Here is a 14869-nt window from a genome sequence, read left to right on the forward strand (position 1 = left end):
AAGCCGTCTATCAGTTGCGGCCGTCGGGCAGGATCAGATCGCGCAGGCCATCGCCGACCAGGTTGATGCCCAGCACCAGAATCATCAGGGCGACGCCAGGAATGGCGATGACCCACGGGGAAAAGAACATGTAGGGTTTGCCTTCGGCGATCATCAAGCCCCAGGACGGCGTCGGCGGCTGCACGCCAACCCCAAGGAATGACAGGGCCGACTCCAGCAGGATCGCGTGGGCCATTTCCAGCGTCGCGACGACGATCAGTGCGCCGACCAGATTGGGCAGGATCTCACTGACCAGAATGCGCAGGGTCGAGCAGCCCAGCGCCTGGGCCGACGCCACATATTCAGCATCGCGAATCTGTTGCACCGAAGCCCTGACCACCACCGCGAAGCGATCCCATAACAGGCAACCCAGCAGCACGATCACTACTTTCAGCGAACCGCCCATCAACGAGGCCGAGGCCAGCGCGACCATCACGACTGGCATCGCCAGCCGAGTGGTGATCAGGTAGCTGATGAACGCATCGACCTTGCCGCCGTAGTAACCCGCCAACAGCCCCATCACAGTGCCGATAAAGCCGGAAATCAACGCCGCCGCAATGCCGATGAACAGTGAGATACGTGCGCCGTAGAGCAGTCGTGACAGGTAATCACGGCCCAGCTTGTCGGTTCCCAGCACGTATTCCCACGTGCCGTTGGCCATCCATGCCGGCGGTTTCATGCGCAGCATCACGTCTTGCGCATAAGGGTCATGAGGCGCCAGCCACGGGGCGAAGAGTGCGCCGGTGAAGATGATCAGCAACAACACCGTGCCAATGGCGAAACCACGATGGCGAAAGCTCTTGCCAAGCATTCGGCTCAGGCTGCTGGGGGGTGGCAGGTAGTCATTGATTGCGAGGGTAGTGGGGGTGCTCATGTAAGCCTCCTAGCGCACGCGAATGCGCGGGTCGAGCAGTGCGTTGAGCACATCGGCCAGCAAGGTGAGGATGATGTAGATCACCGCAATCAGCAGGACCACGGCCTGTACCACCGGAAAGTCATCACGGGCGATGGCGTCCCAGGCGAGTTGTCCGATGCCTTGCAGGGAGAACACGGTTTCGATCACCACCGAACCGCCGAGCATGAAGCCGAACTCCACCGCTGCCAGCGCGACGACCGGAATCAGGGCGTTGCGCAGAGCGTGCTTGAACAACACGCGGGCAGGGCGCAGGCCCTTGGCGCGGGCGGTGCGGATGTAGTCGGAACTGAGCACATCAAGCATGCCTGCACGGGTCAGGCGCATGATTGCCGGCGTTGCGTAGTAGCCCAAGGCAATGGCCGGCATGACGAAGTGCAGCAGGGTCGAATTGCCGGACACCGGCAGCCACTTGAGCGTCACGGCGAACACCACGATCAACATCAACGCAAACCAGAAACTGGGCATGGCCTGGCCCAGTACCGCGATGCTCAAGGCCAGTCGGTCGACCCAGGTGTCGCGCTTGACCGCGGCCAGCACTCCCAGTGGAATCGCCACCAGCAAGGCGATGCCCAGCGCCATGGCTCCTAACCCGAGGGTGATCGGCAAGCGGCTGGCGACGAGGTTGTAGACCGATTCCTGGAAGAAAAACGAGTTGCCCAAGTCCAGCCGCAGCAGATCGCCCAGCCAGTTGAAGTACTGGGTCGGTAGCGGTTTGTTCAAACCGTATTGCACGCGAATCTGTTCGATCTGTTCGCTGGTGGCTTCCGGTCCGCCAATGGCCGTGGCCAGGTCGCCGGACAGGTGCAACAGGGAAAAGCTGATCACCGACACGGTAATGGCGACGCATATAGCGATGCCCAGCCGGCGCAGAAGGAATCCAAGCATGGCGAGCTTCCTCATATCCAATGGATGGCGTGTGTGAGGAGGTGTCCGTGGTGCGGTTGGTCCGCAAGCCACGGCACCTCTCGATCAATCCGCTCGGTTGCGGATCACTTCCAGCTGGACTGAACGAAACGCGGCAGCTCGTCCGGGTATGACGTGAACGCCAGTTCGGAGGTGTAGGCGTAGTTCATCGAGTAGTTGAACAGCGGCGCCCAGTACGCCTGTTCGCTGATGCGCTGCAACGCCTTGCGGTAGTTGTCCTTGCGCAATTGCGGGTCGAGGGCGTTGTCAGCGGTCTGCAGCCAGCCCTGGACTTGCGGATCCTTGATGTTGTCGTCCGGGTTGCCCTTGAACCAGGTGCCGGCCGACGCCGAGGTGTCGAGGATCGAGAACGAGCCCCAGGCCTGAAACGACATGGGCACCTTGCCGCCACGTTGCTGATCGCGCAGGGCGGCGTACTTCAAGAAGCGCAGCTTGGCGTTGATGCCCACGGCGCGCAGGTTGCCGATGATGGCTTCGACGTAATCACGGTCGCGATAAGCGAAGATTTCGGTCTCGAAGCCATTGGGGTAACCGGCTTCGGCGAGCAGCGCCTTGGCCTTGGCCGGGTCGTAGTCGTAGACCGTGGCCGCGGTGGTATCGCAGCCGAACTGGCCTGGATAGCAGGCAACCTGCAGGGGTTTGGCTTCGCCCCCCACCAATTGCGTGGCCAGCGCATTGCGGTTGATCGCATGGTTGATGGCCTGACGCACCTTGAGGTTTTTCATCGGCGAGTTTTCAGTGGAGGTGCCTCGAGCATCAAGAATCAGGAAGCCGATGCGCATGGTTTCGCCGCTGGTCACGGTCAGGTTCGACATACCTTTGAGATCGACTGCCTGATCCGAGGTCACACGCCAGGTCCAGTCGACACCATCGGTCATCAACTCGGCCAGGCGGGTTTCGGCATCCGGGATCACCCGGAACTTGAGGTGGCCGATATGGGGCTTGCCTTGCGGGCTGTCCGGGAAGTAGTCCTTGTTGATCTCCATGGTCACGCCTTCGCCAGCCACCACCGACACGGCTTTATAGGGTCCGGTACCGATTGGCTTGCGGCTGAATTCGGCCAGGCCGACCTTTTCGAAATACTGCTTGGGGAACATCGGAACGGCGTTGGACAGGTATTCCAGTGCCGGAGGGAAGGGCTTCTTCAAATGCAGGCGGACGCTGTAGTCACCGGTTTTTTCGGCGCTCTTGATCCAGTCCACGTTTTGCACGGTCACGACTTTCGCTTCGGGCGACACCACGTAGTTGAGGGTGAACACCACGTCGTCGGCGGTGAAGCTATCGCCGTTGTGAAATTTGACGCCTTTGCGCAGCTCGAAGTCGATGGTGGTGTCATCGACCTGTGTCCAGCGGGTGGCCAACATGGGCTGGTATTCGCCGCTGTTGGGATCGCGGTAGATCAGGTTGTCCCAGATCAGCCGGCCGAGAATCACGCCTTCGCGTAGATCGTTGTGATAGGGGCTGATGTTTTCAGGCTCGCTGTCGGAAGCGTAAACCAGGGTGTCGTTGGCTTTACCGGCATGAGCCGGAAAACTGCTGATGAGGCCCATCAGCGCGATAGTGCAGGCGAAACCTTTGATGCCCATGCCGTCGTCTCCGTTGGCGAGAGTGGTTGAATCAAAGGGCAGCGAATCGCAAACGCGGAAAGGAGGGTAAAAAGACCAGGTCATGTTTTTTTTGATCTGGACACGAATGTAGGGAAAGGCTATCAATGCCACAAGAATAATATTTCGATACTTCCTTTGCCGAAAAGGCAAACCTTGGGGGCGCCGATGCAGCTGTATGGTGTGCAGTCCACGGCACTGCGCTATTTTCTTGAAGTGGCGCGATGCGGATCGATCAGCGAAGCCTCGGTACGGCTGAACGTCGCGGCGTCAGCGGTGAGCCGGCAGATTGCCAAGCTTGAATTGGCCCTGGATGCCAGCCTGTTCGAGCGTCGTGCCCGGGGCATGGTGCTGAGCGAGGCGGGGGTACGACTGGCGGCTTATGCGCGCAAGTCGCAGCTTGAGGCCGAGCAGGTGGTGCTGGAAATTACCGAGCTGCATGGCTTGCAACGAGGTCATGTGCATGTGGCCTGCTCGGAAGGCTTTGCGCTGGAGTACATGCCCAGGACCATCAGCGCGTTCCGGCGTGAGTATCAGGGCATTCATTTCACGTTGGAGGTCTGTGCGCCTGCCGAAGCGACCGAGAAGGTTCGTTCCGGCGAAGCCGATCTGGCGATGACCTTCAGCCTGACGCCGCAAAAGGAAATCAAGGTCGAACATGTCCTGAGCGGGGCGATTTTTGCCGTGGTCTCCAACGCTCATCCTTTGGCCGGACGTGAAGCGGTCAGCCTCGCTGAGTTGCAACCCTGGCCCATTGCGTTACCCAAGGCCGACACCACGATACGGCAACTGTTCGACATCTGTTGCGGTGTACAGGGCTTGTTGTTCGACCCGGTGTTGACCACTAATTACGTTGCCTCGCTCTATAGCTTCGTTCGCGAAGAGGGGGGTATCAGCCTGGCCAGCGAAATGACCTTGCACAAGCAGGTGGCGGACAAGGCACTGCAATGCTTGCCGATCCTCGATGAAGGCATGCATGCGCGGCGCATCGAACTGCAAAGCATGGCTGGACGCAATCTACCGGCAGCGGTTTGTGCATTCAGGGATTTTCTGATTGCGGATCTGGCGAAAGCCAGGCTCTGAGCCGGGTGAGTGTGTTTTCAATGCTTGCATGACGTCATTCGATTTTCTTGACCATCAGCCGCCGCGCTGTATTTGCTCCAGGATCAGGCTATCGGTGATGTTCATGTCATCCAGCAACAGAAACATCTTGCTCAGCACCTCGGCCATTTTCTTGTCGGTGTCGGCGAACGGCAGGTAGAAGTCCGTGACGTGGCTGCCTGCGGGCACGATGCACAGGTAATTGCCGGGTTCGATATGGATGGCGGCGCTGCCCAGATGAATGCGGTAGTTCGCACGCTGACCGGTAATGTGCAGAAAATGCCCTTCGCATTTAACGTTTCGCAGCCCTAGCCCTTGAATCAGCTCGCCGACCAGTTCGGCGCGTCGTTGCACGGTTTCGTGGCTGGTGCTGTAGTCGTCTGCGGCGTGGGCCACGGAGACCAGCAGGTCGGCGTCACGCATGACTTCCGAGAACAGCAGCGGCGGTACTTGCTCAAGGGGGATGGCTTTGTGGTCGCGGTGGAACGCAATCGTGTCGAAGGTAAAGTGTTCTGTTTCCGAGAGGTAATGACCGGTATCCAGAAAGTTGAACAAGGCATAAATGCCGTGCTCTTTGCTCTCGTAATAGATGTCCTCGACGCTGGAGGTCGACCAGTTGCGGACCTGTAGCAACCGGGCGGCGACTTTGGCTTTCAGGCGGTGGCCGGCAAAGCGGTTGGACCACAGGCCGGTGTCTCGCTCGGCCGGTGTGAGCAGGTACAACTCGCGAAAGGCCTGTTTGAACGGCTGCACGCGGCGATGGGTCACCACGTCTTTCTGCCAGGCCGACAGTTGCCCTGCCGTGAACAGATGAAAAGGGTGAGCGATACGCAGGGTCTTTTCAGCGACGTGTTGGCGGCCTTCTAGGTCCGTCACCGTCAGCGTTGCGACATCGAGCCAGCCCAGCGCAGCCTCGTCGGCCTGCACGATCAGTTGTTCCAGCAGCAGGCGAACGGCGGGCATTTTCAACAGCGGCTTCAGGTCGTCCAGGGCCAGGGTTTCGCCGCTGCTCATCATCGCTTCCAGGGTGCGGCAGAAGCGGCCGATCTGCTCCTTGAGCTGGGTCTGCTGCGTTTTGAGGGCGATGAAGTCTGCGTTCTTGCGAATCGCTGGCGGTGCGGTCTTGAGCGTCTTTGCGGCCTTGCAGATGTGCAACGTGGGTGACAAACCGTCGATGACGAGGGTGACGTCATAGCCATCGATGGTGGCGGCGGTCAGGGCGGACTCGGCGATCTCCGATTCCATGGCCCATTCCAGGCGAATCGCCGAGGGGTAGCCGGCGACACGCGCCAGGTTTTCCAGGCCTGCGTGCACCGCTGCGTGGGAGTTGGCCTGGCGTTCAGCGCCGTACTTGCGCACCTCTTTGTGCAGTTTCTTGAGTGTCAGATAGCGTTGGCGTACGTCGTCCGCATCCTTGACGGGCAGTACACCATAGATGCGCATGGCCGCCTGTGCATGGCGGGTCAACTTCTTTTCCAGCGCCGCTCGACCGATGCCCTGGTAGGCGTCGAGCAGCACACGGGTCTCGGGAAATGCCCAATGCGAGGGTTCGAGCGCCGCGAGGTACTCGCGCAGGTGGTCTGGGTCGGTCTCGGCCAGCGCCTTGTCCAGCAGGTAGCGGTCCACCACACCCACGGTTTCATCCAGCGTATTGGGCAGGTCGGTGCCCCAGCCGGATCGAGGTGCCAGGGCAATGTTCAGGTATTCACGCTGGAAAGCGTGCAGATCGCTCCAGCCGAGCGCATCGAGCACCACCCGGCTGGCTTGTCCGGCGTAGGGCAGGGCGGTCAGCAGGGTATTTCTTGAAAAGCCGGACAACGCCGCGAGCAGCGCTGCCGATTGGTCTTTGGGCAAATCCTGAAGCAGCAGGAAGCATTGGAGCACCGCGGCCGTATCGCCGAAGCTGTCAAAGTCGTCCGGCGTCATGCCCAGTCGTTCGATGACCGCCAAGGCCTGCAGCAACCAGCGGGTCTGATACACCTCGACCGAGCGGAAGGTGTCAGCCAGCCTCTCGGCGTCATCGGGCAATCCAGCCAGGGCGTCCTCGACGTAACGAACGGTGAAGTTCGCCAGTTCCGAGGGCACTTCGGTGGGGGCGTCGTCAGGCTGAGATGACTCATTATCGCTGTCTTGCGGGTCATCGTCGTTTGAGTCGTCTTCGTCGAAATCTTCATCGACGTACCGGTTCAGGTCCACATCGTCGCTGTCCAGTCCGCTGTCGTCTGAGTAGAACATCATGGCGCGGCCCCAGGTATTGGCCGCCCGGACGAAGCGCGGGTAATCGAGGCGACCCGCTTCCATCAGGCCCAGGGCGATGCGCCTGATTTCCTTGTGCCCGTAGATGTATGCATCGGCGATTTTCCTTTGTTCACCGCCCGGCGTCGAAGGGGGCTGCTCGCGGTTCCAGCTGCCGTCCAGCAACCATTCGGCGAAGGTCTGCCAGGCCGGGGTGGACGGGTAATCGCTCAGGCGCTGGATGCAGGCCTGAACATCGGGGAAGGCCCAGGCCTGGTCCGGACTTCTTCGGTAATAGGCAGGGCCATCTTCGTCAGTGGGCAGTGGATAGTCACTGTCCTCGAAGGCAAATTGCAGCATGTGCCGCAGTCGCGCGCAGATCTGCTCCAGCGCATAGGCATCTGGGTGAGCCTTGACCCAGGCATCGCAGAGTCGATATTGCAGACCGTAGCGCTGTTGATCGCGGCGGTCCTCCAGATCGTCCCAAACGGTCGGGAACACAAAACCATCGGCCAGTGCCTTGGGTCCATCCTCGGGATGCTGCCTGACCCAGTCATCGGCCAGGCGCAGGAAGTCGATGCCGTCCCAGAAGTCGGGCTCGAATTCGTCATGGTGGCTGAGCTCGGGATAGTCATCCAGCGCTCTATCACAGAATGCTCGCAGTGCTGCGAGGCGTGTGGCTTGTTCAGGCACAGGACGGCGTGACGGCATGATGTTGTCCGAAGAAGTGAGTGACGAGGATCAACCGCCAAGCAGCGGCACCAAGCGAATAAACGCGAGGGTGGAAGGGGGACTCAGCTCGATTGTCTCATCGAGCCTTTGCAGCATGACGCCGTTGTGCAGGACGCGGAACGCACGGCTTTCAAAACCCCTCAAGGCTCGTTCGACCTCAACGTCGACATCCAGGTCTGCAGGCGCGCAGGCCTGGGGCATGACCACCGCGCCTTCACTGGCTTGCCGAAGAATGTCCCGTTCGCTCAGGTATTGGCGGTCGAGCACTTCACGCACTGACAGCTGTTCCAGCCAGTGCTGGACCGACAGCGCGGCGATCTGTTCGGCTACGGTCAGGCGAATGAGCTCGGCGACCGTCAAGGTCGACGCAGTCGGTGTCAGGGTGACAGGGGGCAGCAAAGGCTCTTGGCGTGCGCCTTTCAGGCAATAGCTATGAACCACGAACTCCATGACGCATTCCTTGCAAACCAGGCCAGCCGGGCGGATGGCACCGTAGCATAGTCCTGTGTGCAGTCAATTTCATCGCGCCGCGGTCTCTTTTCATCTTGACGATATTCGCCAGTCAGCCTCCCGGTGCCGAGCGGCCGATGAACCTCTGTTGTTGGCGAAAAAAACGTAGTGCTAAGGCTGGACTGTGCTCTTGGTGGAGACGATTTTGCCGTAACCTTCTATCGGCGACGTCTCGACCACCACCGTACGCTCGCTGCGACATTTGAACTTCACACCTTTGCGCGGCGCCATGACCCGGGCCGTCTCCATGCACATTGCCCTGGTCGCGAAGGTAGGCCCTGGTTTTCGCTCCTCGACACAACCCTCGATGCCACTGCAGATCGTCATCACAACAAAATAAACAGTCATCATCTCCGTATTGCTCCCTTGCGCGATGCGAGTGAACACATCCTGTAGTCCAGGTCGGCTGGCCTAAACGTTTAGCGGGGTTGCCTTCGGATAATGAGCTTCGATTTAAATCGCCAGCAATGGCACGTTGGTACCGTGCGTCGGGAAATTGTCGCTGTATTAATATATTTTTATTTCATCGATTTTTATGCCAATAACTTGGCGTCACCCGCGTGCCGGGGGAGGGTAAACGCGGGGTCCATGAACACCCGGGAACCCCTGTGGGAGCCGAGCTTGCTCGCGATAGCGTCGGTACATCCACCATCACTACAAGCTGACCCCGCGCCAGCAAGCCCGTCGTTGCACAGCTTGCCTACAACGACAGAGGCAAAGGCGCTAGCATGAGCGTTTACTCATAGAAGGGAACATCATGCGAAACCTTCCTCCTTCTTCGAGCCTGCGCGCCTTTGAAGCCGCTACGCGGCACGCCACGTTCACCGCGGCAGCAGAGGAGTTGCATGTCACACAGAGCGCAGTGAGCCACCAGCTCAAACATTTGGAACAGCTCTGGGGATTGCAACTGTTTCATCGCGGTAACTCGCTGCACCTGACCTCGGCAGGCGCAGCGCTTGCGCCCATCGTGCGGGAGTTTTTCATGAAGCTCGAGGCCACCCTGGCCGATTTGCGCGAGCAAAACGGGCGGCAGCGGCTGAGCGTGAGCACGACCTATTCTTTCGCCTTGAAGTGGTTGCTGCCCAGGCTTCCTGATTTGGCGCAAGCGCATCCGGAAATCCTGCTTACCCTGGACAGCACCGATAGCCCCATCAACTTCTCGACGACAGACCCGGACGTGGCTATCCGCCTGGGCAACGGGCATTTCCCTTCGCTGTTTTCAGAATTCCTGTTCCGCGAGCAGATTTTCCCAGTCGCCAGCCCAGCGTTGCTTGCCCGCTTTGGTACGCCTCAAACGGCCGCCGAATTGCTGCGCTATCCACTGCTTACGCGCGATGGCGCAGCGTTGGTGCCGAAATGGGAGCAGTGGTTTGCCCAGGTGGGCGTCGAGGTCACGACCTTGAAGGAAAGCATTCGCTACGCAGATACCAATATGACCATCGAGGCGGCGCTCTTGGGACACGGTATCGCGCTGGCACGCAGCGGGCATGTCGAAGCCGAGCTCAATGACGGCCGTCTTGAAAGGATTTTCGAACTGCCGTGCGCGTCGCCCCTGGCGTATTACTTCGTATGCCCCAAAGGGATCGAGACTCAGCCTCATATCACCGGCTTTCGTCGTTGGCTGGTTACCCAGGCCCTGGACGCTCAGCACGCTTATACATGAGGTTTTCCTCATGCCGGGATGAAGAGACTTTGCTTTTTTAGCGCGACTCGATCGGTCTAGGATGATGCATGCCCTTACACATCATCTGCCTCGTCCTGTTCGCCGCGCTGCTACACGCCAGTTGGAATGCCATGCTGCGTGGGGGAGCCGACCGTTTGTGGTCCATGACCATCATGTGCATAGCGATAGCCTTGGCGAGCGTCATCGTGGCGGTGCTGCTGGCACCGCCCGCCCGTGCCAGCTGGTTTTGCGTCGGACTCTCCGCGGTATTGCACGTGGGTTACAACCTGTTCCTGGTGCGCAGTTACAAGTCCGGCGACCTGGGCCAGACCTATCCAATCGCCCGTGGTGTATCCCCGATCCTGATTGTCCTGGCCGCTTCGCTGTTCGCGGACGAGCGCGTGGCGCCGAGTGGACTGCTGGGTATTGCGTTGGTGTCGACCGGAATCCTCTCGCTGGCTTATACCGGGCGCCGGCGGACGTTGCCTGACTTGCCCTATGCACTGGGGACTGGTTTTTTCATTGCCGCCTACAGCGTTGTCGATGGCATAGGTGTTCGCCTCTCCGGGGCGCCAATAGCCTACACCGCCTGGATGTGCCTGTTGTGGGGCGTGATGATGCCCCTGGTTTATATCGGACTGCGAGATGCCAGGAGCCTCTTTGCCTTGCGACCAGGTATCACCGTGGCCTTCGCTGGCGGGCTGGTTTCATTGCTGGCCTACGGCGTCGTGATCTATGCCATGGCCCATGCCCCGATGGGGGCGGTGTCCGCCCTGCGCGAAACCAGTGTCATGTTCGCCGCTTTGATCGGGTACGCATTTCTTGGCGAAGCATTGACCTTGCGCAAGCTGTTGGCCTGCGCCGTCATTGCCCTCGGTACGCTGGTGATCGGCTGACGCTGCTTTTTTCATTGGGCTGTGAGGATTGACCATGAATGACCGTTCGCAAAAACCCGTGATCCTGATCACCGGAGGCGGGCGCGGGATCGGGGCGGCGACCGCCCTGCTGGCCGCTGAGCAAGGTTACGACGTCGTGCTGACCTATATCGCCGATGAGGCGTCGGCGTTGTCGGTGACAGCGCAAGTCGAGGCCAAGGGGGCCCGTGCCTTGGCGGTGCGTGCCGATAACGCCGACCCAGCACAGGTCGCCGAACTCTTCGCCACCCTCGACCTGCGCTTCGGACGAATCGATGTGCTGGTCAACAACGCTTCGATATTGGCCCGCCAATCTCGCTTGGAGGATCTTGGCTTCGAGCGCATGCAGCGAATCTTTGCGGTCAACACCTTGGGCCCGATGCTCTGCGCGCAACATGCGACCCGGCGCATGGCCTACCGTTATGGCGGGCGTGGCGGTGCGGTCATCAATATCTCTTCGGCGTCAGCCCGCCTCGGTAGCCCGAATGAATACGTGGACTACGCAGCGTCCAAGGGGGCGGTTGAAACGTTCACGACCGGTTATGCCAAGGAAGTGGCCCGGGAGGGCATTCGTGTCAACTGCGTTCGACCCGGGCATATCTATACCCAGATGCATGCGAGTGGGGGAGAGGCGGGCAGAGTCGACCGGGTGAAGGAGACGATCCCCATGGGCCGTGGCGGCCAGCCGGAGGAGGTGGCGCGGGCCATTCTCTGGTTGGCGGGGCCGCAGGCTTCGTTTGTGACGGGTACCTTCCTGGATGTGACCGGAGGGAAGTAGACCGGTTATCGAGTTCTTCTTTCAAAAGGCGTGGTCTGGCACCGTGTCAAGGTGCCCAGATTCCCACATCGCGGGCATCCACCGACTTGGGCAACAGCCCGGCGGCGAAAAAGGCATCGGCGATTTTCTGCTGTTCATCCAGTTGGTCGGCTTTTACCGGTTGTACCTGGTAACTGCGGTGGGCGTTGGCCGCTTCGACCGTCTCCACATCGAGATTGCCCCACAACGGGCCCAGGACCTGCGCCGCGTCGCGGGGATGGTTCTTGATCCAGTTGCCAGCGTCCTGCAGTTGCTCGTATACCACCTTCAGCACTTCAGGGTGCGCCTTGGCGTAGGGGGTGCTGGTCAGGTAATAACGCTTGTAGCTGGCCAGCCCGCTGCCGTCAGCCAGGGTTCGCGTTGGTAGCTGCCGCTGCACACCGCTGAGGAACGGTTCCCATGTGACCCAGGCATCGACTTTATGATTCTCGAATGCCGCCCGGCCATCCGCGGGGGACAGGTAGGCTGGTTGGATGTCCGAGAACTTCAGGCCTGCCTTGTTCAGGGCCGCGATCAACAGGTAGTGGGCGCCCGCCGCCTTGGTGACAGCGACTTTCTTGCCTTTCAGATCCGCCAGTTGCTGCAAGGGGGAATCCTTGGCCACGACAATGGCCTGGGCCGAGGGCGAGGGGGCTTCCTGTGCGAAGTAAGTCAGCTTGGCCTGCGCGGCCTGAGCGAATATCGGCACGGTATCGGCCACGTCGGCACTGACGTCGACATTACCGACATTCAATGCTTCCAGCAGTGGCAGGCCGCTGGGGAACTCGTGCCAGCTCACTTCGATGTCTGCCTGGGCGAGCGCCTTGTCCAGTTTGCCTTGGGTTTTCAGCAGCGTAATCAGGGTCGATGATTTCTGGTAACCGATGCGCAGGGTTTCCCGAGCCTGGGCCGGGAGCGCAAGAGTGGAGAGGACCAGTGCAACGACCAGGCCGGTCAGAGCGGGGTGATGCAATATCGCCCGGGGATGGTTGATGAGTCTTGACATGGCATGCTCGATATTGACTAAGGGGTGGATGAACACCACGGAATCCTATGGTTATAAAAACCAATTTATAAATACTTTTTGTGCATTAGCTTAGGCGTCTTTGCACTCGTCAAAACGGCCGCTGCTGCCCCATTGCGCCGGGCCTCAGAGGTCGTAGCGCACCGACAACAAAAGGGTTCGCGGATCGTTGACGGAGTAGTAGCGAGCACCGCTTGCGGGCACATAACCGACCGCTTGCGGGTAGGCGCGGTCGAGCAGGTTTTTCACCGACAGTGTGGTCGTCCAGTGCCCGTCGCCGGAGATGTAGCGGGTGTTGGCGTTCCAGAAGGTCTGCTGGGGGATTTCCTGGACGTCGTCGTTCAGCGCATTGGCATAGGACTTGGTCTGGAACTGCGCATCGGTGCCAGCCAACCAGGTGCCGGGCAAACCCGCCGGGATGGTGTAGTTGAGGCCGACACTGGTGTTCCAGCGCGGCGAGTACACCAGTTGCTTGCCGTTGGCATCGATCCCGGCGCCGCTGGCGTTTTCGAAGTCGTCGTATTGGCTTTGCAGGTAGCCAAGGTTGAACGTCAGTTGCAGGTCGTTGGTCAGCGCGCTGAGGGTTTCCAATTCGACGCCGTAGGTGTGGGCCTGGCCCACGTTGGTCCGCAGGCTGACGCCCAGGGCCGGGTCATAAGCGTTGGTTTGCAGGTCCTTGTAGTCGTTGTAGAACAGCGCGAGGTTGGCGCGCAGGCGACGGTCGAAGAAGTCGCCCTTGAAGCCGGTTTCCCAGGTGGTCACGTCTTCGGGAGAGAATGCTTGCTCGGCGGCGGCCTGGGTCGGCGCGCGGTTGTCGTAGCCGCCGGCCTTGAAGCCTTTGGCGACGTAGGCGTACTGGTTGAGGTGTGGCGTCCAGGCGTATTCGAAGCCGAGTTTCGGGCTGGTGGATTGCCAGGATTTGCTTGAGTTGGCGCTGAAATTGGTGCCGGTGATCTGCCGGTCGGTGTTGACCACGTAGTTGGTGTAGTCGAAGTTCTTGTGTTCGCGGGTGAACCGTAGGCCGGCGATCAGCGACAGTTGTTGCGTGACTTTGTAACTGCCCTGGCCATACAACGCATAACTTTCGGTATCGGTCGTGCTGTATTGACCCTGGCCGATCACTCGGTTGCGCGCAATCGAGTAAGTCAGGCTGTCTCGCTCGGCATCGAATTTTTCCCGGTACAGGTACAGGCCGGTGCTGAAGCTGAAAGCGTCGTAGTCGCCGTTGAGCTGGAACTCCTGGGTGGCATAGTCCTGTTTGTAGGTGATCAGGCTGTTCTGAATGAGGGCCGCCTGCCCGGAATTGTCATAGTCCACCGGTTGGTTGAAGGCTGAGTAGGCGGTCACCGATTTGAAACTCAGATGATCGTCGAGGGTGTAGATCGCCCGCAGCACCGAGCTGCCCTGATCGAGGCGGTTCTTCGGATTGAGGCTGCTGTAGCTCTTGAACTTGTCGAAGTGGCCATCGGCATCGAAGGGGGTATAGCTGGTGGTGTCGCCGCGGTCGAAAGTGCCGGCCAGCGTCAGTTGCACATCCCAGGGCGAATCGATGGGGTTGAAACGCAACTTGCCGCGGTAGGACTGCAGGTCGACGTTATTCACGTCCTCGCCGCGGGTGGGGTTGGAGACGGTGCCGTCACGGGTCAGGCGAATCGCCGAAAAGCTGCCGAACAGGGCGTTGTCTACCAGTGGGCCGCTGATCAGCAGTCGACCGTTCCGGGCGTTGTAGTTGCCGGCGCCAAGCTCGAAGAAACCACGGGTTTCCTGGGTCGGGTCGCGGGTGATCACGCGGATCGCGCCGGCGCTGCTGTTGCGCCCGTAAAGCGTGCCTTGGGGGCCACGCAGGACCTCGACGCGCTCGACGTCGTTGAAGTCGAGCATCGAGGAAATCGCCCGGGGGATGTACAGGTCATCGGCGTAGACCGCCACGGCGGCTTCCTGGATCGGATCGGTCTCGCCGATGCCACGAATCCCGTAAGTCTGCGCGCTGTAGGAGATCGACTGGCGGCTGAGGGTCAGGTTCGGAACCTGCCCGGAAAGGTCGCGGATGCTCTTGATCTGCTTGTCCTCGAGGGCGTTTTCATCGAACGCGGAAATCGCCAGCGGGGCTTTCTGCAAGTCCTCGCTGCGGTGTTCTGCGGTAACGGTGACAACGGGGAGGGCACCCTCCTGGGTGTTTTCTTCGGCGTGGGCCGACAGCCCGAACAAGGCCAGCGATACGGCCAGTGCCAAGCGGTTTGCAGTGAAGGTGTCGTGCATGGTGAACCCCTGGTGTGTAGATGCTGCGTGGGTGTGTTCTTTTTTTTGGGCAAAGCGTTGCCGTGGTCATGGCGGTGGTGGCTTCGGGCCGGTTTCAGGTTTGGGTGTGCAAGTGACCGTGGAGTGGTGTCGGCCGGAAAAACATAGCGTTC

12 protein-coding genes are annotated in these 14869 nt (G+C 60.1%); 4 read left to right on the plus strand and 8 right to left on the minus strand.

Translation table 11 applies throughout. The features are described 5' to 3' along the window. Positions 1-10 precede the first annotated feature (10 nt). The 3 genes from J4E53_RS12535 to J4E53_RS12545 form a co-directional block, all read right to left on the minus strand. Positions 11-913 (minus strand): ABC transporter permease, encoded by a 903-nt coding sequence (locus tag J4E53_RS12535; protein ID WP_060742847.1) that lies wholly within the window; start codon positions 911-913, stop codon positions 11-13. Positions 914-922: 9 nt separating this feature from the next. Continuing rightward, on the minus strand, positions 923-1840 hold the full coding sequence (locus J4E53_RS12540) for an ABC transporter permease (RefSeq protein WP_024077467.1): 918 nt from the start codon (positions 1838-1840) through the stop codon (positions 923-925). Between the two features lie 104 nt (positions 1841-1944). Beyond that, the gene (locus J4E53_RS12545; protein ID WP_060742846.1) at positions 1945-3465 is read right to left on the minus strand and encodes an ABC transporter substrate-binding protein; all 1521 of its coding nucleotides are present in this window, start codon (positions 3463-3465) and stop codon (positions 1945-1947) included. Positions 3466-3651: 186 nt separating this feature from the next. Between J4E53_RS12545 and J4E53_RS12550 the strand changes: the two genes are divergently transcribed. Further along, the gene (locus tag J4E53_RS12550) at positions 3652-4566 is read left to right on the plus strand and encodes a LysR substrate-binding domain-containing protein (RefSeq protein ID WP_060742845.1); all 915 of its coding nucleotides are present in this window, start codon (positions 3652-3654) and stop codon (positions 4564-4566) included. Between the two features lie 54 nt (positions 4567-4620). Here the strand turns inward: J4E53_RS12550 and J4E53_RS12555 are convergent, their stop codons facing one another. From J4E53_RS12555 to J4E53_RS12565, 3 genes are all read right to left on the minus strand, one after another. Then, positions 4621-7530 (minus strand): DUF4132 domain-containing protein, encoded by a 2910-nt coding sequence (locus J4E53_RS12555; protein WP_103310371.1) that lies wholly within the window; start codon positions 7528-7530, stop codon positions 4621-4623. Positions 7531-7560: 30 nt separating this feature from the next. Beyond that, positions 7561-8001: a hypothetical protein gene (locus tag J4E53_RS12560; protein WP_103310373.1), complete on the minus strand. Its 441-nt coding sequence runs from the start codon at positions 7999-8001 to the stop codon at positions 7561-7563. A gap of 171 nt (positions 8002-8172) precedes the next feature. Continuing rightward, a complete protein-coding gene (locus tag J4E53_RS12565; RefSeq protein WP_060742842.1) occupies positions 8173-8448 on the minus strand; it encodes a hypothetical protein in 276 nt (91 codons plus the stop codon). Positions 8449-8818: 370 nt separating this feature from the next. Between J4E53_RS12565 and gcvA the strand changes: the two genes are divergently transcribed. From gcvA to J4E53_RS12580, 3 genes are all read left to right on the plus strand, one after another. After that, positions 8819-9724: a transcriptional regulator GcvA gene (gene gcvA, locus J4E53_RS12570; protein ID WP_103310374.1), complete on the plus strand. Its 906-nt coding sequence runs from the start codon at positions 8819-8821 to the stop codon at positions 9722-9724. A 68-nt stretch (positions 9725-9792) separates the two neighbouring features. Beyond that, complete coding sequence (locus tag J4E53_RS12575) at positions 9793-10620, plus strand: DMT family transporter (RefSeq protein WP_103310376.1); 828 nt, start codon at positions 9793-9795, stop codon at positions 10618-10620. A 34-nt stretch (positions 10621-10654) separates the two neighbouring features. After that, positions 10655-11416, plus strand: coding sequence for an SDR family oxidoreductase (locus J4E53_RS12580; protein ID WP_103310377.1), 762 nt, complete (start codon positions 10655-10657; stop codon positions 11414-11416). Between the two features lie 46 nt (positions 11417-11462). Here the strand turns inward: J4E53_RS12580 and J4E53_RS12585 are convergent, their stop codons facing one another. Beyond that, positions 11463-12440: an aliphatic sulfonate ABC transporter substrate-binding protein gene (locus J4E53_RS12585; RefSeq protein WP_060742838.1), complete on the minus strand. Its 978-nt coding sequence runs from the start codon at positions 12438-12440 to the stop codon at positions 11463-11465. Positions 12441-12584: 144 nt separating this feature from the next. Beyond that, positions 12585-14717, minus strand: coding sequence for a TonB-dependent receptor (locus tag J4E53_RS12590; RefSeq protein ID WP_103310379.1), 2133 nt, complete (start codon positions 14715-14717; stop codon positions 12585-12587). Positions 14718-14869 lie beyond the last annotated feature (152 nt).

The sequence above is a fragment of the Pseudomonas sp. FW305-28 genome (assembly GCF_017351395.1).
In the GTDB taxonomy this organism is placed as follows: Bacteria; Pseudomonadota; Gammaproteobacteria; order Pseudomonadales; family Pseudomonadaceae; genus Aquipseudomonas; species Aquipseudomonas fluorescens_AA.

Bases quoted from the DNA above. Each gene is read 5' to 3' on its own strand.
- J4E53_RS12535 (WP_060742847.1), bottom strand. From the start codon at position 913: ATGAGCACCCCCACTACCCTCGCAATCAATGACTACCTGCCACCCCCC.
- J4E53_RS12540 (WP_024077467.1), bottom strand. From the start codon at position 1,840: ATGCTTGGATTCCTTCTGCGCCGGCTGGGCATCGCTATATGCGTCGCC.
- J4E53_RS12545 (WP_060742846.1), bottom strand. From the start codon at position 3,465: ATGGGCATCAAAGGTTTCGCCTGCACTATCGCGCTGATGGGCCTCATC.
- J4E53_RS12550 (WP_060742845.1), top strand. From the start codon at position 3,652: ATGCAGCTGTATGGTGTGCAGTCCACGGCACTGCGCTATTTTCTTGAA.
- J4E53_RS12555 (WP_103310371.1), bottom strand. From the start codon at position 7,530: ATGCCGTCACGCCGTCCTGTGCCTGAACAAGCCACACGCCTCGCAGCA.
- J4E53_RS12560 (WP_103310373.1), bottom strand. From the start codon at position 8,001: ATGGAGTTCGTGGTTCATAGCTATTGCCTGAAAGGCGCACGCCAAGAG.
- gcvA (WP_103310374.1), top strand. From the start codon at position 8,819: ATGCGAAACCTTCCTCCTTCTTCGAGCCTGCGCGCCTTTGAAGCCGCT.
- J4E53_RS12575 (WP_103310376.1), top strand. From the start codon at position 9,793: ATGCCCTTACACATCATCTGCCTCGTCCTGTTCGCCGCGCTGCTACAC.
- J4E53_RS12580 (WP_103310377.1), top strand. From the start codon at position 10,655: ATGAATGACCGTTCGCAAAAACCCGTGATCCTGATCACCGGAGGCGGG.
- J4E53_RS12585 (WP_060742838.1), bottom strand. From the start codon at position 12,440: ATGTCAAGACTCATCAACCATCCCCGGGCGATATTGCATCACCCCGCT.
- J4E53_RS12590 (WP_103310379.1), bottom strand. From the start codon at position 14,717: ATGCACGACACCTTCACTGCAAACCGCTTGGCACTGGCCGTATCGCTG.